The 20,683-nt window shown below is 71.6% G+C and carries 12 protein-coding genes; 4 read left to right on the top strand and 8 right to left on the bottom strand.

What is annotated here, in order from left to right; all coding sequences use genetic code 11:
• Nucleotides 1–27 precede the first annotated feature (27 nt).
• Genes DVA66_RS04305 through DVA66_RS04295 form a run of 3 tightly spaced genes read right to left on the bottom strand, consistent with a single transcriptional unit; the run spans nt 28 to nt 3,168 of the window.
• Entirely contained in the window at nt 28–1,365 is a 1,338-nt protein-coding gene (locus tag DVA66_RS04305) for an ABC transporter substrate-binding protein (protein ID WP_114558945.1), read from the bottom strand.
• Nucleotides 1,362–2,249: a carbohydrate ABC transporter permease gene (locus tag DVA66_RS04300; protein WP_114558944.1), complete on the bottom strand. Its 888-nt coding sequence runs from the start codon at nt 2,247–2,249 to the stop codon at nt 1,362–1,364. The genes DVA66_RS04305 and DVA66_RS04300 overlap by 4 nt, the downstream gene beginning before the upstream one ends.
• Before the next feature lie 4 nt (nt 2,250–2,253).
• Entirely contained in the window at nt 2,254–3,168 is a 915-nt protein-coding gene (locus DVA66_RS04295; protein ID WP_157973832.1) for a carbohydrate ABC transporter permease, read from the bottom strand.
• Nucleotides 3,169–3,368: 200 nt separating this feature from the next.
• Between DVA66_RS04295 and DVA66_RS04290 the strand changes: the two genes are divergently transcribed.
• The 3 genes from DVA66_RS04290 to DVA66_RS04280 all read left to right on the top strand — a co-directional run bounded on the left by DVA66_RS04290 (nt 3,369) and on the right by DVA66_RS04280 (nt 8,233).
• A complete protein-coding gene (locus DVA66_RS04290; RefSeq protein ID WP_114558942.1) occupies nt 3,369–4,571 on the top strand; it encodes an ROK family transcriptional regulator in 1,203 nt (400 codons plus the stop codon).
• A 73-nt stretch (nt 4,572–4,644) separates the two neighbouring features.
• The gene (locus DVA66_RS04285; protein WP_114558941.1) at nt 4,645–7,674 is read left to right on the top strand and encodes an alpha-mannosidase; all 3,030 of its coding nucleotides are present in this window, start codon (nt 4,645–4,647) and stop codon (nt 7,672–7,674) included.
• A gap of 40 nt (nt 7,675–7,714) precedes the next feature.
• Nucleotides 7,715–8,233, top strand: coding sequence for a hypothetical protein (locus DVA66_RS04280; protein ID WP_198671472.1), 519 nt, complete (start codon nt 7,715–7,717; stop codon nt 8,231–8,233).
• On the opposite strand, the gene DVA66_RS04275 is transcribed toward DVA66_RS04280, so the two are convergent.
• From DVA66_RS04275 to DVA66_RS04265, 3 genes are all read right to left on the bottom strand, one after another.
• The gene (locus DVA66_RS04275) at nt 8,187–8,546 is read right to left on the bottom strand and encodes a VOC family protein (RefSeq protein WP_114558940.1); all 360 of its coding nucleotides are present in this window, start codon (nt 8,544–8,546) and stop codon (nt 8,187–8,189) included. The genes DVA66_RS04280 and DVA66_RS04275 overlap by 47 nt on opposite strands.
• Before the next feature lie 14 nt (nt 8,547–8,560).
• Complete coding sequence (locus DVA66_RS04270; RefSeq protein WP_114558939.1) at nt 8,561–9,127, bottom strand: DinB family protein; 567 nt, start codon at nt 9,125–9,127, stop codon at nt 8,561–8,563.
• 105 nt (nt 9,128–9,232) lie between these two features.
• Complete coding sequence (locus DVA66_RS04265) at nt 9,233–15,583, bottom strand: DUF7927 domain-containing protein (RefSeq protein ID WP_114558938.1); 6,351 nt, start codon at nt 15,581–15,583, stop codon at nt 9,233–9,235.
• Between the two features lie 327 nt (nt 15,584–15,910).
• On the opposite strand from DVA66_RS04265, the gene DVA66_RS04260 reads away from it, so the two are divergent.
• Nucleotides 15,911–17,500: a LuxR C-terminal-related transcriptional regulator gene (locus DVA66_RS04260; protein ID WP_114558937.1), complete on the top strand. Its 1,590-nt coding sequence runs from the start codon at nt 15,911–15,913 to the stop codon at nt 17,498–17,500.
• Between the two features lie 32 nt (nt 17,501–17,532).
• On the opposite strand, the gene argG is transcribed toward DVA66_RS04260, so the two are convergent.
• Both argG and DVA66_RS04250 read right to left on the bottom strand, forming a co-directional pair.
• Nucleotides 17,533–18,948 carry an argininosuccinate synthase gene (gene argG, locus DVA66_RS04255; RefSeq protein ID WP_114558936.1) on the bottom strand — a complete coding sequence of 472 codons (1,416 nt, stop codon included), beginning with the start codon at nt 18,946–18,948 and terminating at the stop codon, nt 17,533–17,535.
• Between the two features lie 73 nt (nt 18,949–19,021).
• Nucleotides 19,022–20,611 carry a right-handed parallel beta-helix repeat-containing protein gene (locus DVA66_RS04250; RefSeq protein WP_114558935.1) on the bottom strand — a complete coding sequence of 530 codons (1,590 nt, stop codon included), beginning with the start codon at nt 20,609–20,611 and terminating at the stop codon, nt 19,022–19,024.
• Between the last annotated feature and the right edge of the window lie 72 nt (nt 20,612–20,683).

Genomic DNA, 20,683 nt, shown 5'->3' with positions numbered 1-20,683 from the left:
GGTGGGGGTGGGGTGGGTGGAGGTGCCCTACTCCGGTGGCGTCAGCGTCAACGGGCAGTAGGGGTCGAGCTGGGGCTGGATGCGGCGGCGGATCTCGGCCATCACCTCATCGGGGGTGGAGTCGCCCACGAGCACGGCCTCGCGACCGGTGTTCATGGTCTCCCACAGCTCCGAGCCGACCGGCAGCGGCGGGCGGGAGCTGGAGTAGCCGTCCCTGAGCATCCCGGCGAAGAACTCCAGGCCCTCGGTGACCTCGGGGTCGTCCAGCACCGCGGTCTGGGTGGGCAGGTTGTCCTGCGAACCCGACCACTCGCGCTGGCCCTCCGCGCTGGTCATGAACTTGGCCAGCTCCCAGCCGCCGTCGGCGTTGGCGGCCCCGGTCGGGATGGTGAAGGCCGGGCCGCCGGACCAGGTGATCGGGTCGTCGCCCTCCTCCGCGACCGGCGGGTAGGTGACGCCCCAGTCGAGGTCGGGCGCGTACTTCTCGATGTTGAAGGCGAACCCGGAGTAGTTGATCTGCATCGCCAGCCGCCCGTTGTAGAGCGGGGACGTCCCCTCCGGCGCGCTCTCGGGGGCGTAGCTGGCCAGGAAGGCGTCGGTGCGGGCGTAGTCGAGGTCGCGGGCCCACTCGTCGTAGAGCTCGTAGATGCCGCGGAACCCGGGGTCGTCGACGGCGATGGTGCAGGTCTGCTGGTCGTAGTAGGTGGCGCCGAGGACCTGGCCCCAGGTGAACGGCCAGGCCTGGTCCGACCAGGGCACGAAGCCCATCGTCTCGTAGCTGCCGGCCTCGTCAGTCGTGGTCACCTGGTCGGCGACCGCGCGCAACTCCTCGATGGTCATCGGCCCGTTGGCCGGGTCGAGCAGGCTGAGGTCGACGCCGGCGTCGCGCAGCACCTGCCGGTTGTAGAACAGCCCGCGGGTGTCGGTGTGCCAGGGCAGGCCGTAGAGCTCCTGCTGGTAGGTGGCCTCGGCCAGTGCGAAGGGCAGGTAGTCGTCGGTGAAGCCGGCGGGTTCGGCGTCCACCCGCGGTTGCAGGCTCTGCAGCAGGCCGAGCGAGGCGAACTGGTTGATGGTGAAGCGGTCGGCGACGAACACGTCGGGGCCGGTGCCGCCGCGGACGGCGGTGATCAGCGCGGTGGCGTCGGCGTCGCCGCGGCCGAAGAACGGCACCAGCCGGACGGTCGTGCCCGGGTGCTCGGCCTCGAACCGGTCGAGCATCTTGCGCTGCTGCTCGAGCTGGTCGGTGCCGGCCTCCTTGGTCCACACCACGATCTCGTCGGGCTGGCGGGCCGGGGCGCACCCGGCGGCGACCACCAGCAGCAGGCAGGTGAGGGCGAGCCCGACGGCCCGCACGACTCGGCTCATCGGAACCCTCCCACGTTGAGACCGCGGACGAAGTAGCGCTGGAAGAAGATGAAGAGCACGACCATCGGCAGCACCGTCAGGGTGGAGGCCGCCATCAGCTGGTTGAACTCGGTGTCGGTGTCGGTGGAGAACGTCTGCAGCCCGATCGCCAGCGTCTGCACCGACGGGTCCTGCAGGTAGATGAGCGGGCCGAGGAAGTCGTTCCAGGCCGCGACGGCGGCGAAGATCGACACCGCGATCAGCGCCCCGCGGGCGGTCGGGAAGACCACCTGCCAGCAGATCCGCCACTCCCCCGCCCCGTCCACCCGGGCGGCGTCCATCGCCTCGGTGGAGGCCTGCAGCAGGAACTGGCGGAGCAGGAAGATGTAGAAGGCGCTGCCGAGCGCGTTCGGGGCGATCAGCGGCAGCACGGTGTTGACCCAGCCCAGCCCGGCGAACAGGTCGAACATCGGGATGATCGCCAGCGGGAACGGGATGAAGATGGTGGCCAGCACCAGGTAGAACACCTTGTCCCGGCCGGGCCAGTCGATGCAGGCGAAGCCGTAGGCCACCACGTAGCTCGACAGCACGGCCAGCACGGTGCTGGCCACGGTGACGAGCACGGAGTTGCCGAGCTGGGTCCAGAACGGGAACGCGTTGACGGTCTCGGCGAAGACCGAGAAGTTCCAGCTCTCCGGCAGCAGGGTGGGCGGGAAGAGCGCCAGCTCCTCGTCGCTCTTCAGCGCCGTGATGACCATCCAGTACAGCGGCACCAGGAACAGCAGCGAGACGGCGATGAGGATCGCCCGGGCGATGATCCCCGACGTGGTGCGGCGCAGCCGGTTCTGCCGGCGCAGCGAGCGGCGGTCCGGCGTGACCGGGGCGGAGGCGGTGGTGGTGGTCATCTCGTCATCCCGTCACGTCGTAGTTCACGAAGCGGCGCGAGAGCACGTAGATCAGCACCGCCAGCACCATCCCGGCCAGGAAGAGCACCACCGCCAGCGCCGAGGCGTAGCCCAGCTGGGCGTAGGAGAACGCCGACTTGTACAGGTGGTACATGTAGAAGAGCGTCCCGTTGTTCGGCCCACCCTCGGTGACGATGTAGGCCTGGGTGAACACCTGCAGCGCCCCCGACACCCCGGTGATGAGGTTGAACAGGATCGTCGGCGAGAGCAGCGGGAGCGTGATCGAGAAGAACCGGCGCAGCGTCCCCGCCCCGTCGACACGGGCGGACTCGTACAGGCTCTCGGGGATGTTGTTGAGCCCGGCCAGGAAGATCAGCGCGGCGTTGCCGGCGCCGAGCTGGGCCATCGTGACGATGATGACCTTGGCCGAGGTGGCATCGCCCAGCAGGTTGGTCTCCGGCATCCCGAACAGGCCGAGGAACTGGTTGAGCAGCCCGGAGTTCGGGTTGACGAAGACCACGAAGATGAAGCTGAGCGCGAAGATCGGCACCAGCGAGGGCAGGTACAGCGCCGTGCGGTACAGCCCCACCTCGGGCACCTTGCGGTTCATCGCCAGCGCCAGCACGATCGCCACCACCAGCCCGATCGGCACCGCCAGGGCGGCGTAGAACAGGGTGTTGGACGCCGAGACGGCGACCAGCGGGTCCTGCACCAGACGGGAGTAGTTGCCCAGCCCGATGAAGGTCGGCGTCCGGAAGCCGGTGTGGTTGAACAGCGAGATCACCAGCGAGTAGACCAGCGGGTAGGCCACCAGGACCAGGAAGCCGAGGGCCCACGGGCTGATGAAGAGCAGCCCGAGCCGCAGGTTGCGCTTCTCCCGCGCGGTGAACGGCCGGCGGCCGCGTCGCGGTGGTGGCACCGGTGAGGCTGCCGCCGTGACCGGCGGGGCCGGTCGGGGGGTGGTGACGGTCACGTCCTCTCACTTCCTGACGTCCGTGTCGGGGGAGTCTGTCGACCGCTTTCATCACTCTGTTTGACTAAAGCCGGCGACGAGAAGGGACACTAAGGTGCTGCCACGACGTCGTCAAGGGGTCGGGAGGAGACGGCGGGAGGAGCGAGGTGGCCACCAGGGGGACGAACCTGCCACGGCTGGGCGACTTCAACCAGCGCGCGGTGCTGGACGCCATCCGCCGCCATCCCGAGGGGATCAGCCGGGTCGAGCTGGGCCAGCTCACCGGGCTGACCGGGCAGACCATCAGCAACATCACCCGGCGGCTGCTCGACGACGCCGTGGTCGGCGAGGGCGGGCGGATCACCGCCGGTCGCGGCAAACCGCGGACCCTGCTGCAGATCCGCCCCGAGCGCTGGCACGCGGTCGGGGTGCACATCGACCCGGCCCAGCTCACCGTGCTCTCCCTCGACCTCTCCGGACGAGTCCGGGCGCGGCTGGCCCACCCGACCCCCGACGTCCCCGACCCCGAGGCGGTGGTGCGCCAGATCGCCACGATGGCGGCCGAGGCGGTGGCCGAGGTGGAGCCGGGCTCGGTGCTCGGGCTCGGCGTCGCGGCGCCGGGACCGATCGACGCCGAGGGTGGACGGTTGCACCGCCCGCCACAGCTGCCGGGCTGGCAGGACGTGGCGCTGCGTGCCGACCTGCACCGCGCCACGGGCTGGCCGGTGCTGCTCGACAAGGACGTCACCGCCGCCGTCACGGGCGAGCACTGGAGCCCCGAGGGCACCCGCGGGGACTTCCTCTACCTCTACCTGGGCTCGGGGATCGCGGCCGGTGCGGTGGTCAACGGGGCCGTGCACCGGGGCCGGACCAACAACGCTGGCGAGGTGGGCGAGATCCTCACCACCCGCCGTCCGACCAGCGGCGACCCGCGCCAGCACGGCAAGCTGCACTCCACCGTGATGCCCGAGCCGCTGGTGCGCCGGGCCCGGAAGGCCGGCCTGCTGGACGAGCGCAGCGGCGCCGACGTCCCAGCGGCCTTCGCCGAGCTGTGCCGGCTGGCCGACACCGGCGACCGGCGGGCCGTCCGGCTGCTGCGCACCGCCGCCGCCGACCTCACCGTCGGCGCGGCCACCCTGCTCAACTTCCTCGACCTGGACACCGTGGTGGTCGGCGGACCGGCCTGGCCGCCGCTGGAGCGGCACCAGCTGCCGGTGCTGGCCGCGACGCTGCCGCGGCTGATGGTGGCGCACCAGGAGGTGCAGGTGCGCGGCAGCCGGCTCGCCGCCGACGGCGCCGCCCAGGGCGCGGCCGCGCTGGTGCTGGAGCACTTCCTGGCTCCGCGGACGTCCGGGTTGCTGATGGAGTGAAGGGGTTTCTTTACTCCATTCAGTTGGGTTAGCCTCGAAGGGTTCCCTGTCCCGGACCTCTCAGGAGCTTCACGTGCACGACCACCGGACACTGCTCGAGGGGCGCGTCAAGCGCTTCGTCGACGACCACCTGACCCCCGCACTGGTGCGGGCACGTACCCCGCTGTCGCTGGAGTCGTGGGAGGTCGAGGACGAGCCCGTGCCCTTCGCCGAGGCCGTCGGCCAGACCTTCAGCCCGCTCTCGGTCGGCAGCCGGTGGGGCAAGCCCTGGGGCACGGTGTGGATGCACGCCACCGGCGCCGTGCCGCAGGAGTGGTCGGACGGCGGCGCCCTGCCTGAGGGCACCCGCGCGGAGGTGTGGGTCGACCTCGGCTTCGTCGGCAACCCCGGCTTCAACGCCGAGGGCCTGGCCTGGCGCCCCGACGGCACCATCATCAAGGGCGTCGCGCCCGACAACTACTGGTTGCCGGTGCCCGAGGACGGCCGGGTCGACTTCTACCTGGAGGCCGCCTCCAACCCTGACTTCGGCATCCGTGGCTTCAAGCCCACGCCGATGGGTGACAAGGCGACCGCCGGCCCGGGTCCGCTGTACACGCTGCGCGCCTTCGACGTCGTGCTGCTCGACGTCGGGGTGTGGGAGCTGGAGCGCGACATCTGGACCCTCAACGGGCTGATGCACACGCTCTCGGTCGAGGACGCCCGCCGCCACGCCATCCTGCACGCGCTGCAGGAGATGGTCGACGCCGTCGACCCCTCCGACGTCGCCGGGACGGCCGCCGCCGGCCGGGCCGCGCTGGCGCCGGCGCTAGCCTCCCCCGCGGTGCCCAGCGCCCACCAGGTGACCGCGGTCGGCCACGCCCACATCGACTCCGCCTGGCTGTGGCCGCTGCGCGAGACGGTGCGCAAGTGCGCCCGCACCTTCAGCAACGTCGCCGACCTGGCCGACGCCGACCCCGACTTCGTCTTCGCCTGCTCCTCCGCGCAGCAGCTGGCCTGGATCGAGCGGGACTACCCCGAGCTGTTCGAGCGGATCCGCACGCTGGTGCAGCGCGGGCAGTTCGTCCCGGTCGGCGGCATGTGGGTCGAGTCCGACACCAACATGCCCGGCGGTGAGGCGATGGCCCGCCAGTTCGTGGCCGGCAAGCAGTTCTTCCTGGACCGCTTCGGGGTGGAGACCGAGGAGGTCTGGCTGCCCGACTCCTTCGGCTACTCCGCCGCGCTGCCGCAGATCGTCGCGGCCTCGTCCTCGAAGTGGTTCCTCACCCAGAAGATCTCGTGGAACCAGACCAACACCTTCCCCCACCACACCTTCTGGTGGGAGGGCATCGACGGGTCGCGGGTGTTCACCCACTTCCCGCCGGCCGACACCTACAACGCCCGGATCTCGGGTGAGGAGCTGCACCGGGCGGCCCGCCAGTACCGCGAGAAGGGCCGGGGCACCCGGTCGCTGATGCCCTTCGGGCACGGCGACGGCGGTGGCGGCCCCACCCGCGAGATGGTGGCCGCGGCGCACCGCACCGCCTCCCTGGAGGGCTCGGCGCAGGTGCAGATCGCCTCCCCGCGTGAGTTCTTCAGCGCGGCCGAGGAGGAGTACGGCGCCCAGGCCCCGGTCTGGTCGGGTGAGATGTACCTGGAGCTGCACCGCGGCACCTACACCAGCCAGCTGCGCACCAAGCAGGGCAACCGGCGCAACGAGCACCTGCTCCGCGAGGCCGAGCTGTGGGCGGCCACCGCGGCCGTCCGCGGGGTGGCCGACTACCCCTACGAGGAGCTGACCGAGCTGTGGCAGCTGCTGCTGCTGCACCAGTTCCACGACATCCTGCCCGGCAGCTCGATCGCCTGGGTGCACACCGACGCCGAGCACAACCACGCCCGGATCACCCGGGGCGCGCAGGCGATCATCGACGCGGCGCTGACGGCGCTGGCCGGGAAGGGTGAGCAGGTGCTGCTGGCCAACGCCGCCCCGCACGTCCGCGACGGCGTCCCGGCCCTCGGGCTCGGCGCCCCGCAGGTGGCAGGCGATGCGGTCCGAGTCGAGCGCGACGGTGCCGACGTGGTGCTCGACAACGGGCTGCTCCGCGTCCGGGTCGACGGCCGCGGTCTGGTCACCTCGCTGGTGGACGCGGCCAGCGGCCGGGAGAGCATCGCCCCAGGTGGGGCGGCCGGGCTGCTGCAGCTGCACCGCGACGAGCCGGTGGCCTGGGACGCCTGGGACATCGACGAGTACTACCGCCGCCAGGTCACCGACCTCACCGACGTCGACTCCCTCGAGGTCGGTGGGTCGGAGGACCGGGCCGAGGTGACGGTGACCCGCTCGACCGCGGCCTCGACCATCGTCCAGCGCTACGTGCTGGAGCGGGGCGCGGTGAGCCTGCGGATCGAGCACGAGCTGGACTGGCACGAGCGGCAGAAGCTGCTCAAGCTGGCCGTGCCGACCGACGTGCACGCCGACCGGGCGGCCTCGGAGATCCAGTTCGGCCACGTGCTGCGGCCCACCCACACCAACACCTCGTGGGAGGCGGCCCGCTTCGAGACCGTGGCGCACCGCTGGGTGCACGTCGGCGAGCCCGACTACGGCGTGGTGGTCAGCAACGACTCCACCTACGGCCACGACATCCGCCGCAGCACCCGCGCCGACGGCGGCACCACCACCACGGTGCGGCTGTCGCTGGTGCGGGCGCCGCTCTACCCCGACCCCGAGGCCGACCAGGGCCGCCACGAGCTGGCCGTCACCATCCGTCCCGGGGCGCTGGTGCCGGACGCGGTCGAGGAGGGCTACCGGACCAACCTGCGGCCGCGGCGGATCACCGGGGGCGCCCCGGTGGCGCCGCTGGTCACGGTGTCCAACCCGCAGGTGGTGGTCGAGTCGGTGAAGCTGGCCGAGGACCGCAGCGGCGACGTCGTGGTCCGGCTGTACGAGTCGGAGGGACGCCGGGCCACCGGCACCGTCGAGCTGACCGACGGCGCCTCGGGCGTGCAGGTGGTCGACCTGCTGGAGCGTGCCGACGGCTACGGGGCGGTGCCCTGCGGTGAGCTGGTCGACGGCCGGGCCGAGCTGAGCCTGCGTCCGTTCCAGCTGGTCACGCTGCGCTTCAGCCGCTGACCTCTGGACGTCGCCCACGACGGGGCGCTTCGATGCGGTGGTGACCACCGCAGCCGAGGCGCCCCGTCGTCGTCCGTCCGGGAGGTACGCCGTGCGCGCACTCGGCAACTGGATGAACCTGTCCACGCCGCTGGGGCTGCTGATCAGCCGGGTCGGCGGCTGCCGGGTGCGGCGCGGGCCGCGCCGGCTCTGGCTGGCCGAGGGCTACCGACCCGCCTTCCCCTTCGCCCGGGCGTTCACCGTGGGCAACGTGCTGGTGGGCCGCGGCCGCTGGAGCCCCGGCGACACCCGGCTGCTCGCGCACGAGGAGCGCCACAGCTGGCAGTGGCTGCTCTGCCTCGGGCCGGCGTACCTGCCGCTGTACACGCTGGCGATGGCCTGGTCGTGGCTGCGCACCGGCGACCGCGCGTCGGCCAACGTCTTCGAGCGCGACGCCGGGCTGGCGGCAGGCGGCTACCCCGAGCGTCCGCTGCGGCCGCTGTTCGGCGGCGGACCGGTGGGCGGTCGCCGGGTCAGCCCTCCGACCACACCCCGAGCTCGTTCCCGGTCGGGTCGGTGAAGTGCAGCCGGCGCCCGCCGGGGAAGTCGTAGGGCCCGCGGACGACGGCACCGCCGGCGGCGACCACCGCCTCGGCCGTCGCCTCGAGGTCGTCGGAGTACAGCAGCACCAGCGGGCCGCCGGAGCCGGTCGGCTCGTCGGTGGCGGCCAGCCCGCCGACCTCACCCTCGCCGTCGGCGCTGCGGATGCCGGCGTAGGCGGGCCCGTAGTCGTTGAACCTCCAGCCGAACGCGGCGGCGTAGAAGGCGGTGGCGGCCGCCAGGTCGCGGGCGGGGATCTCGATGTAGTCGATGGTGTGGTGGGTCTGCGGCACGGGACTCCTCCTGGTCAGCGGTGGGCGTAGAGGTCGCGGAGCAGGGCGACCTCGGCGAGGTGGTGGATCACCTCGCGGTGGATGTGCAGCACCAGCTCGGCCATCAGCCCCTCCTCGTGGCCGGGCTCCTTGTCGCCGACCGGACGCGCGAGCTCGTCCTCGGCCAGGGCGCGGACGCCGGCGACCCAGGCGTCGTGGGTGGCGTCGAGCTGGGCCAGCGCCTCCGCCGCCGTCCCGGCGTAGCGCCAGGCGGAGTAGTTGGCCGGGCCCCAGGCGAAGCTGGCGCCGAAGTGGCTCTGGGCGCGCATCCCGAGCACCCCGACGACGACGTGGGCCAGCCGCCAGGCGATCGTCGTGACGGGGGCGGGCTGTGGCTCGGGGAAGGTGAAGTCGATGGTCCACTCCCCCGTCCCGGGTGCCTCGGCCGGGGTCTGCCCGGTGCGTGGGCGCACGTTCCAGCTGCCCGCCACGGGCTCCCACCGGTACTCCTCGTCGGTGAGCCCGTCGAGGCGCGGACGGGCGTGCCCGTGCCAGTGCCACTCGAGCTGCTCCAGGACCTGCTCCTGCCAGTTCACGACCATGGAATCAGCCTGGCAGGCGGCACCGACAGGACGGTAGGGCCCGCAGACGCGGACGCCCCCCGACCCGAGGGTCGAGGGGACGTCCGTCCAGCGGTACCTGCCGGGTCAGCCCTGCGTGCGGCGACGCCGGATCAGCACACCCGCCCCGGTGAGGGCCAGGCCCAGCCCGGCCAGCAGCGGCAGCACCGAACCCGCACCGGTGTCGGCCAGCGGCGGGTTCGCCGGGTCAGCCGGATCGGCCGGGGCCGGCGGGTCGGCCGGGTCGGCCGGCGGCTCGAGCACGCTGTTCAGCACACACAACGTGCTGTCCAGGTCGCACTCCCCACCCGGCACCTGCCCGGCCACGGTGAGGAAGTTCTCGACGGCGTGATCGCCCTGGTCCTCCCACCCACGGACCTCCACGGTGTAGGACACCGTCGCGCTCGCGCTCCCGGCCAGCTCACCGGTGATGAGCAGCTGCTCACCCTCCTGCACCACGACCAGCCCGTCGGAGGCCACCGGGGCCTCGACCAGGTCGGCGTCGTCCAGCACACCGGCCAGGTGGTCGACATGGTCGACCACACCGCTGCCCTCGCCCGTGTTCTCGAACGACAGCGTGTAGGTGATCTGCTGCCCGTCCTCCACCGCGGTGCCCGACTCCGGATCGGCCGACTTGGCCGCCACGACGTCGCTCACCGGGTTCAGCGTGCAGTCCTCACCGTCGGTGCAGACCGGCTCGGCCGGCGTCTCCTGCTCCGGATCGAGCAGGAAGTTCGCCAGCACCGCATCACCCAGCTCCTCGGCCACCTGCACCGTGTAGCTGACGGTGACCGTCTGACCCGCGGCCAGCTCACCGGTGACCGAGAACCGGCCATCCGCGATCTCCGACACCTCGAGGGCCTCATCAGAGGCCTCCGGGGCGCCGGTGACCTCGGCATCGTCGAGCACGTGGCTCAGGTCGTCGACCCGGTCCACGATCCCACCGTCGGCCGAACCCTCGTTGCTGAAGGTCAGGGTGTAGGTGAGCTCGGCACCGGAGCGGACCGAGGAGCCGGCCTCCGGATCGACCGACTTGCTGTCGACGACCTTCGGTGCCTCGTTGATGGTGCAGTCCACCGCGCCCTCCTCACACACCGGCTCCGCAGGGGTCTCCTCCTCCGGGTCCAGCAGGAAGTTGGCCAGGGTGGCGTCACCCAGGTCGGCGTTGTCGTCCACCATGACCGTGTAGGTCACGGTGACCGACTGCCGGTCGGCCAGCTCACCAGTGATCGAGAAGCGACCGTCGACGACCTCCCCCACGGTGAGGGCCTCATCGGAGGCCGTCGGGCCCTCGACCAGCTCGGCGTCATCCAGCACGTGGGTCAGGTCGTCGACCTGGTCCACGTCGACCGGCGCCTGGCCGAGGTTGACGAAGCTGAGGGTGTAGGTCAGCTCCTGACCGGGGACCACGTCACTGCCCGACTCCGGGTCGACCGACTTGGTCTGCACCGGGTTGGGGATCGGGTTCGTGGAGCAGTCATCGTCGCCCTCATCGCACACCGGCTCGGCCGGGGGCTCATCGGAGGGGTCGAGCAGGAAGTTGGCCACGCGGCCGTCACCCAGCTCCAGGGCGTCCCTGACCACCACCGTGTAGGTGACGGTCACGGTCTGGCCGGCGGCCAGCTCACCGGTGATGCTGAACCGGTCGTCCTCGATCCCCGACACCTCGAGAGCCTCATCAGAGGCCTCCGGGGCGACGGTGACCTCGGCGTCGTCCAGCACGTGGGTCAGGTCGTCGACCCGGTCCACGGCACCGGCCGCGCTGCCCTCGTTGCTGAAGGTCAGCGTGTAGGTGAGCTCCTGGCCGGGCAGCACCGCGGCGCCGTCCTCCGGGCTGACCGACTTGGTGTCGACCACCTTCGGGGCGGTGTGGCTGGTGCAGTCCGCGTCGTCCTCCGCGCACACCGGCTCCTCGGGAGTCTCCTCCTCCGGGTCCAGCACGAAGTTGGCCAGCGTGGCATCACCCATCGCGTCGACCTCCCGGACGGTCACCGTGTAGGACACGGTCACCGTCTGCCCGACCGCCAGTTCGCCGGTGACGCTGAACCGTCCGTCCACGACCTCGGAGACGCTCAGCGCCTCGTCCGAGGCCGTCGGGGCCACGGTCACGTCGGCGTCGTCCAGCACGTGGGTCAGATCGTCGACCCGGTCCACGCTGCCGGCCGCGGTGCCCTCGTTGGTGAAGGTGAGGGTGTAGGTGACCTCGACACCGGAGACCACGGTGGTGCCGTCCTCGGGGCTGGAGGACTTGGTGTCCAGCACCTTCGGCGCCGGGTTGCTGGTGCAGTCGGCGTCACCCTCCTCGCACACCGGCTCCTCCGGAGTCTCCTCCTCGGGATCCAGCAGGAAGTTGGCCAGCGTGGCATCACCCATCGCGTCGGCCTCGCGCACGGTCACCGTGTAGCTGACGGTGACCACCTGGCCGGCGGCCAGCTCACCGGTGATCGAGATCCGGTTGTCGGCGATCTCGGAGACGCTCAGCGCCTCGTCCGAGACCGTCGGGGCCACGGTCACGTCGGCGTCGTCCAGCACGTGGGTCAGGTCGTCGACCCGGTCCACGCTGCCGGCACCGGTCCCGATGTTCTCGAAGGTCAGCGTGTAGGTGACCTCCTCACCCGAGACCACCGTGGTGCCCGACTCCGGAGCCACGGACTTGGCGTCCACGATCTCGGAGATGAGGTTGCCCGTGCACAGCGGGTTGCCGGTCTCGCACACCGTGTCCGGCGGCGGGACCTCCTCACCCGGAGGCACCACGAAGTTGGCGAGCGTGTTGTCCCCACGCTCACCGTCGGGCAGCACGGTCACGGTGTAGGACACCGTGTACGCCTCACCGTTGGGCACCACACCGTCGACGGAGAACACCCCGTCGGCGATCTCCGACACGCTCAGCGCCTCATCGGAGGCCGTCGGGCCCGAGGTGACCTCGGCGTCGTCCAGCACACCAGCCAGCGAGTCCCGCCAGCCGTCCACCTCGGCCGGGGCCGAGCCGGTGCTGTCGAAGGTGATGGTGTAGGTCAGCTCCGCACCGGCGGCAACGGTGCTGCCATCAGCCGGGGAGACGTCCTTGGTCACGACCAGGCGACCACCCGGCACCGTCACGAACGCACACGGCAGACCGGTCTCGGGATCGAGCCCGTCCTCATCACGCGGGTTGCACGAGGGGGTGACCGGCGGGTTCTCCGGGTCCGGCGGGTCGGCCGGGCCGAAGGCCACGTTGGCCAGGGTGGCGTCACCGTCGTCAGCGCCGGTGTAGGTCACCGTGTAGGTGATCTCGACCGACTCGTCCGCGGCCAGCGCCCCGGTCCAGAAGATCCGCGGCTCCACCACGACCGGCTCGCCGCCAACCGAGGCCTGCACCGACTCCAGGTCGAGCTGGGCGTCGTCCAGCACGTCGGTCAGGTCGTCGACCACCGAAGCCGGAGCGGCCTCGGTGAAGGCGCCCGGGCCGTCGTTGGTGGCGGTGACGGTGAAGGTGACCTCGTCGCCCTGCTGCAGGGTCCCGTCGAGGTCGGCGACCTTCTCGATCGACAGCGACGGCAGCAGCAGCTCGGTGGTGGCGCAGGGCTCACCAGTCTCCGGGTCGTTGCCGCCCTCCTCGCACACCGGGGGCTCCGGCGTCTCGTCGGTCGGGTCCGCCGGCACCCACGACACGTTGCGCACCGCGCCGTCACCGGCACCGGTCAGCGTGACCGAGTAGCTCAGGCTCACCGTGTCACCGGCGCCCAGGGCCCCGACCCAGGAGATCAGCGGCTCGGCGTAACCCGGCTCGCCGGCAGCCGCACCGTCGACGACGGCGGTCAGGCTGTCCTCGTCGAAGGTGGCGTCGTCGACCACGCCGGCCAGGCTGTCGAAGACCACGGCCGGGTCGTCGGCGGTGTAGTCGGCCGTGCCGGTGTTGGTGGCGGTCACCGTGTAGGTGATGACGTCACCAGGCCGGGAGTCGGCGGTGGCGGTCGAGGTCTTGGTGACCTCGATCGGACGCTGCAGGACCAGGTAGTCCTCGACCTCACCAGCCGCGGCCGAGCCGGTCGGCAGCGGGGCGTCGACCGCACCCGGGAAGAGGCGGAAGCGGGCGTAGGTGTTGCCCTCCACCGTCGCACCGGTGGGGAAGGTCAGCGTGTACTGCGCCGTCCCCGAGCTGGCCGGAACCGAGACGCTGACCAGCTCGTCGGCGTCGAAGGTGCCGTTGCCGTCCAGGTCGATCCAGCCGGCCAGCGTCGCCGCCTGGGTGGTGTCGTTGGTGACGGTCACCGAGACGGTGGTGTCGGCGTTGGCGTTGAGCGTGATCGGGCTCGGCAGGGCGTCGTCCACATCGCCGTCGGCGCCGGCACCGGGGGTGCCGTCGGTCTCGCTGGTCACGGACTCACCGAGGCCGAGCGGAGCAGCGTCGTCGACGAAACCGGGGATCGAGTGACGAGGACCGTCGGAGGCCAGCGTGGTGCCGTAGCTGTCCGGGGCGTCACCGAAGTCGATCGGCAGCGGCGAGTTGGCGCACCGGGTGCCGTCGTTGGTGCCGCTGGCCGGACCAGCCGCGAAGAACGTCGCCCTGCCAGCCTCCACGTCGATACGGAAGATGCTGCCGGTGCTGTTGTCGGAGGCGTAGAGGAAGTCCGGGTCGGCGTAGACGGCCCCGAACAGGTTCCCCCCGAGCGGGCCGAGGTCGGCCTCGACCGTCATCGTCTGCGTGGCCAGGTCGAACCGACCCAGGTGCGCGTTGGTGCCATCGCTCGAACGGTGCACGATCCACAGCGCCCCGGTGCCAGGGATGTAGGCCCAGTCCGCACCGGAGACGATCCCCGCCGGCAGGGTGAAGGTGCCCTCGTCCACGACCTCGCCGTAGGTGTCCGAGCCCGGTCGCAGGTCGACCTGCCACCACACGCTGCCGTTGCCGGCCCAGTAGTAGCCCTCGTTGTCCACCTCACCGATGGGGAAGGCGTTGTCGGGGATCTCATCGGGGTTCGAGAGAGGCACCGCGACGCCGTCGGCGCCGACGCGGGTGATGTCACCGAAGTCGTTGATGCCGTAGACGTAGTTGTCCAGCACGTTGTAGCCGACCGCGTTGACCGTGTAGTCCTCGATCGTGTCCAGGGTGTCGTACTCACCGGTCACCAGGTCGACACCGATGATCGAGGTCGGCGGCACACCGGTCGGGTACTGGAACAACATCCCGGGAGCGCCGGGCGCGCAGGAGAACACCGGCTGGTCCTCGAAGGTCACCGTGGTCGAGCCGGGCGGGTTCAGACCGACGATGTCATCGATGTTGTCCGCGTCGTTGGTGTAGCTGCCGGCGGTGCCGGAGGTGACGTCCACGGTGATCGTGCAGGACGCGGTGCCGGCGGGCAGCTGCCCGTTGGCCACCGCGATGCTCGCGCCGTCGTCGCCCACCGTCGTGTCCGCGGTGCAGGTGCCGCCGACGTTGGGCTCGTCCGCGACCACGAGGCCCTCGGGCAGGGTGTCGGAGAAGGACCACCCGTCCTTCGCGGCCAGCTCGCTGGTGTTGGTGATCGTGAAGGTCAGCGTGCTGGTGGCGTCGACGAACGCCGTCTCCGGGGAGAACGCCTTGTCCAGCTGGGGCGTCGCGTCCAGGATCTGGATGTTGTCGAAGGCGGCGTCGTTGCCGATGCCGGAGCCGTTCTGGTTGGTCATCCGCACGCCGAGGGAGGAGCCGCTGAACAGCACCGACCCGTTCGAGGTGTAGGTGCCCACGCTGACCCCGCGATCCGGCAGGTCGCCGACGGCGGGAGCCGGCACGGTCTGCCCGGAGGAGCAGGCGTTGATCACGCCACCCACGGGTGTCGCGTCGCCTGCATCGTCGAGCAGGCTGAACTGGTAGAGCGGTGCGGAGACCTGGCAGTTGACCGCCGAGGTGTCGACGCTGAAGGTCAGGTACCGGCCGGTGGCCGTGGCCAGCGAGATCGGGTCGACCGTCTCGAACTCGGTGGCCCCGACGCCTGGGTTGTTCTCGGTGTAGGCCGCGACCCCGTGGTTGGCTGCCGGGTCGTCGGCGTCGGCGTGCTCACCGAGGGCCCAGACGAGCTGGCGCAGATTCGCTGATGAGATCTCAGCCCCGCAGTTGCCGCGGTCCGTCACGGGGGTGTCGTAGTTGACGATCTGCCCGTTGCAGCTGGTCAACCACCCCGCGTCCGCAGTGTAGGTCTGACCGGTCTCACCGACGTAGTCCTCGAGGTTCACCGGGGTGGTCCCGGTGCCGGTCTCGAAGCCCTCCGAGTACAGCACCACGGGCGCCGAGGGCACTCCCGGGTTGCCCGGGGCCGCCTGGGCGGTGGTGGACGGCGAGGCCACCATCCCGACCACCGACAGCGACGAGGCCAGCAGCGCCAACGACACGCCGCCCACGATCGACTTGCGCGCCCGGCGGGCCGTCTTCGCCCTCCGCCACAGCGGCCGCGGGGGAGCCGCGTTCAGTTTGTCTCTCATCTCACCCAGTCTCCGAAAGGTTGTCCTGACCGAGCCGGGACGAGGGGGACGTCCGGCTCGGGCAACGACCCGACGGTGGACTCCAGCCGGAAGCCACCCGCAGTATTCGTATCGTCGGCCTCAGGCGGTCCGACAGTGCTAACCGCCGACTTAGCCCCCCTTCTAGCCCCCCACCTAGCCCCCCGAGCCCGATTTCTTAGCCCTCTCTCATCGACGCACCAGACGACGCTGCTAGCGTCCGGCACGAGCGGTCGGGAGCGGGGGCCTCGGCGCTCGGGTGGACCTCCGCGGTCCGCCCTCTCGCCAGAGGCCGCAAGGAAGGACCAGGTGAACCCCGACCGGATCGTCCCCGAGCTGCAGGACGCCGTGGTCGAAGCCGACCACCGCGCCGTCGCCGCCAAGGTGGAGCGGCACTGGGGCTTCGTCCTGCGCACCGACTACCCGCTGCTCGGTCGTGCCCTGGCGCGGCTGCCCAAGGAGTACGTCCGCCCCACCCACCGTCTGGTCCGCGGCGTGCTGCAGCCCAGCACCTGGGCGGGCCCGACCCACTCCCCCGACGAGGTGATCGACGCCGCGCTGGAGACCATCCCCGCTGCCGAGGACGACCCGCAGCTGCAGGTCAGCACGGGGATCGCCGTGCTGCACGGGCTGCGGCGGCAGGGGCGTCTCGGCGACGCCGGCGAGCTCGCCCGGCAGCTGGTGGAGCCCGCCGGCGCGCTGCCCGGGACCGAGGCCAACAGCCACGTCGCCTCCCTGTACCTGCATCTGGGCAGCCTGGAGCTGCTCAGCGCGGACGCACGTGGCGCCGAGCGCTGGTTCGAGGCGGCCTACCGGCAGCCGTCCGCCTTCGCCAACCACGCCGCCGACGCAGCCGGACGGCTCGCCCTCATCGGTGCACTGCGGGGCGAGACGGCCCGGGCCGAGGCCTGGCTGGGGCGCGCCGCCGAGTGGGACGCCGCGGCGGCGCACTGGCCGCTGCGGGCCGCCGAGCGGCTCCCGCAGCTGTGCGCACGTGCCCTGCTCGCCCTGGACCGCTTGGACTGGGCCGCCTACCACCGCTACGACGACCAGATCGAGGCCGAGCGGATCGACCTGGACGAGCACTGGGCGTTCGTGCTGCACCACCGCGCACTCGCCGCCGTGCTGCGCGGCAACCAGCGCGCCGTGCTGGAGGAGATCGACGACCACCGCCGGCACCACCCGCAGTACTTCCGTGAACCCAACCTGGCCACCGCGCTGCTGGAGACCGCCGAGATCGCCCTGCTCATGACGATCGGCCGGTACGACGAGGCCCTGACCCTGCTGGACGCCACCGACCGCGGCCGCGCGCACCAGGCCAGCGTCGCGCACCTGCTGCTCGCCGGCGGCCGGGTGCAGCAGGCGGCCGACCTCTCGGACCCGCGCCTCTGGCCGCCCCGCACCACGCGCCGCCAGCAGCTGCTGATGCTCGTCGCCCACGCCGGGGCCCAGTACCGGCTCGGCCGGACGTCGGCGGCCGTCGCCGCCCTGCGGCAGGCGGTCAACCTCACCGGTGCCCGCAGCGAGGCCCACCTCTACGCGTTCGCGGTGATGGACCGCTACGCGCTGATGACCCTGGCCGAGCAGGTGCCCGAGCTGGTCCCGATGGTGACCGTCCTGCAGGAGCGGGCCCGGGTGGAGCCCCCGGACGCCCCCGACGTCCGGTTGACCCCGCGCGAGACCGTCGTGCTGCGGTACCTGGCCGGTGGCCTGGACATCGCCCGGATCAGCGAGGCGCTGTACGTCTCACCGAGCACCGTGAAGAACCAGCGCAAGAGCATCTACCGCAAGCTGGGCGCGACGAACCGCAAGCAGGCGCTGGAGAGGGCCTCGCGGCTCGGTCTGCTGCCGGCAGGCATCGAGATCGTCTCGCCGTCCTCGCCCGACTCCGGCGGCTGAGGCCACGCACGACGGCGGCGCGCCCGCCGTGCTCAGTCGGTGCCGGACTCCATCGCGGCGCGGTCCAGCAGCTCGGCCTCGTCGTCCGGACCCGCGCCGCGCGCGATCGCCAGGTACTCCCCCGCTTCCAGCGCCCCGACCAGCTCGCCCGTCGCCCCGCCAACCAGGCCCTGCGCGGCGTACTGCTCCAGCCGGGCACGGGAGTCGGCGATGTCGAGGTTGCGCATGGTCAGCTGACCGATCCGCTCCTCCGGGCCGAACGGTGCGTCCTCGACGCGCTCCATCGACAGCTTGTCGGGGTGGTAGCTCAGCGCGGGGCCGGAGGTGTCGACGATCGAGTAGTCCTCCCCGCGCCGCAGCCGGACGGTGACCGAGCCGGTGACGGCCGAGCCGACCCAGCGCACCAGCGACTCGCGCAGCATCAGCGACTGCGGGTCGAGCCAGCGGCCCTCGTACATCAGCCGTCCGAGCCGGCGTCCCTCGGTGTGGTACGCCGCGACGGTGTCCTCGTTGTGGATGGCGTTGACCAGCCGCTCGTAGACCAGGTGCAGCAGCGCCATCCCGGGGGCCTCGTAGATGCCGCGGCTCTTGGCCTCGATGATCCGGTTCTCGATCTGGTCGCTGACCCCGAGACCGTGGCGGCCGCCGATGGTGTTGGCCGCGTGCACCAGGTCGACCGGTGAGGCGAACGTCTCACCGTTGATCGAGACCGGACGTCCCTGCTCGAAGGCCACGGTGACGTCCTCGGGCTCGATCTCCACCGAGGGGTCCCAGGAGGCGACGCCCATGATCGGCTGGACGATCTCCACCCCGGTGTCGAGGTGCTCCAGGCTCTTCGCCTCGTGGGTGGCGCCCCAGATGTTGGCGTCGGTGCTGTAGGCCTTCTCCGCCGACGCCCGGTAGGGCAGGTCGCGCGCCAGCAGCCACTCACTCATCTCGCTGCGCCCGCCGAGCTCGGCCACGAAGTCGGCGTCCAGCCAGGGCTTGTAGATCCGCAGCCTCGGGTTGGCCATCAGCCCGTAGCGGTAGAACCGCTCGATGTCGTTGCCCTTGTAGGTGGACCCGTCGCCCCAGATGTCGACGCCGTCCTCCTTCATCGCCCGGACCAGCAGCGCCCCGGTCACCGCCCGGCCGAGCGGGGTGGTGTTGAAGTAGACCCGACCGGCGGAGCGGATGTGGAAGGCGCCGCACTGCAGGGCGACCAGGCCCTCCTCCACCAGCGCCTCGCGGCAGTCGACCATCCGGGCCAGCTCGGCGCCGTACTCGAACGCGCGGTGCGGCACGGAGTCGATGTCGGGCTCGTCGTACTGGCCCAGGTCGGCGGTGTACGTGCAGGGGATGGCCCCCTTCTCACGCATCCAGGCGACGGCGACCGAGGTGTCGAGCCCGCCGGAGAAGGCGATGCCGACGCGCTGGCCGATGGGCAGGGAGCGGAGGACCTTGGGCACCGGAACACTCTAGGCATAACTATGCGCTGTGTCGAATATGTATGTCGTCGGTCCCGAGGTCGCGCGCCGGGCGTCAGAAGCCGATGTTGCCGCTGCGGTGGATCGTCCCGCTCTCGAACTTCGTGGCACCCGCGGCGGCGGCCCGGGCCTCGTTGCCGATGAAGTAGACGTCCTCGATGCTGCCTCCGCCCCAGACCCCGAAGGCGTGGTTGGTGGCGTTGACCGAGAGGTTGCGCTCGAACCGGATCTCGTCCATCCGGCCCTGCGAGCCGTAGACCAGCACGTTGGCGTGACCCGAGGGCTGGTTCGTGGGGGTCGAGTCGACGACGTTGTCGAGGACGTCGATGCGCAGCGTGTCGACGGTGTCGTACTCGGCCTCCACCGAGATGTAGATGCCCGCCATCCGGGAGCGTTCGACGTGGTTGTCGACGATGGTGACGTCCTCACCGCCCACCACCGAGATGCCGCGCGCCTGCGAGCCCTGGCCGACGTCGTTGCCGCGGATCGTGATGTCGCGCGACGGGCCGCCCTGGTAGCGGTAGCCGACGACGGCGATGCAGTCGTCGCCGGTGGCGACCACGTCGTTGTCGGTGATGGTCACGGCCGAGCTCTGCTCGGTGACGTGGATGCCGTCGGCCTGGGTCTGCTCGACCCGGTTGCCGCTGATGGTGCCGGACGAGCCGTCGACGTAGATGCCGGCCGTGCTGGCTCGCACCACGTGCACCCCGGTGATCGCGAAGGACGGCGAGTCGTGCACCGTGATGCTGTTCTTCTCGTTCTTGCCGTCGCGCACCGAGGTGGTGGCGTACTCGCGTCGCAGGTCGTGCAGCCCGGCGCCGGCGCCGCGGAGGTCGACCGAGCCCCGGTCGGGGTCGGTGGAGAGCAGGGTCGTGGCCTGCTGGCCAGCACCCCGGACCACCACGCCCTGCACCTCGAGCACGTCGCTGAGCCGGAACGTGCCGCTGGGCACCCAGACGCTGCGGCCCTGCTGACGGGCGGCGGCGAGGGTGGCGCGGAAGGCGGCCAGGTCGTCCCCGGCGTCGTCGGCCACCGCGCCGTAGGCGGTCACCGACAGCGACCCGGCCGGCGGGGTGCTGCCGGCACCGGTGGTCAGCGTGATCGTCGGGTTCCAGAAGGTGTGGTCGTTGGACATCGACCCGCCGGCCTCCACCACGAAGGCGATCCGCTGCCCCGCGGTCACCGCGACCGAGCCGACACCGCCGGGGCTCACACCCGATGTCCCCGTGACCCGGCTGCTCCACAGCGTGGTGGACCCGGCGCGGATGCTGGCGACCACGCCGTCGCCGACGGCGTCGCCCTTGCGGACCGCGCCGGTGATCGCGACGGTGCCCGAAGCCGGGGCCGTCCAGACCCGGGCCGCCGCGCTCGAGGTCTCCGGGTGCAGGGCGTCCGGCGAGACCCACGGGTAGCTGCCGGTGCGCCAGCGCGGGAAGCTCGCGTCGTAGCTGGTGAGCCTGCTCTGGCTGCCGGCGGCGAAGGACTCGTAGGTCCACTGCGAGGCGCCCTGGGTGCCGCTGAAGCCCTGGGAGGCGGAGTAGGTGGTGGTGGCGGCCGCGGCCGGCGGCGGGGCGGCGACGGCGGTGGTGAGGGCGACCAGTCCGGCGACGAGGGCCGCGGTCGTGGTGCGGAGGCTGGTGGGCACGACGGACTCCTGGGTGGTGGGCGGGTCAGAGGGTGGGTGGATCAGGGGTGACACCCGGGCCGGTGGGGGCCG

Source organism: Desertihabitans aurantiacus (assembly GCF_003344635.1).
In the GTDB taxonomy this organism is placed as follows: Bacteria; Actinomycetota; Actinomycetes; order Propionibacteriales; family Propionibacteriaceae; genus Desertihabitans; species Desertihabitans aurantiacus.
Note: the sequence above shows the minus strand (reverse complement) of the source record. Positions and strands in the feature narration are given on the sequence as shown.

What these genes read in the sequence shown, in the direction of transcription:
- DVA66_RS04300 (WP_114558944.1), bottom strand. Translation starts at nt 2,249, where the DNA reads ATGACCACCACCACCGCCTCCGCCCCGGTCACGCCGGACCGCCGCTCG.
- DVA66_RS04305 (WP_114558945.1), bottom strand. Translation starts at nt 1,365, where the DNA reads ATGAGCCGAGTCGTGCGGGCCGTCGGGCTCGCCCTCACCTGCCTGCTG.
- DVA66_RS04270 (WP_114558939.1), bottom strand. Translation starts at nt 9,127, where the DNA reads ATGGTCGTGAACTGGCAGGAGCAGGTCCTGGAGCAGCTCGAGTGGCAC.
- DVA66_RS04265 (WP_114558938.1), bottom strand. Translation starts at nt 15,583, where the DNA reads ATGAGAGACAAACTGAACGCGGCTCCCCCGCGGCCGCTGTGGCGGAGG.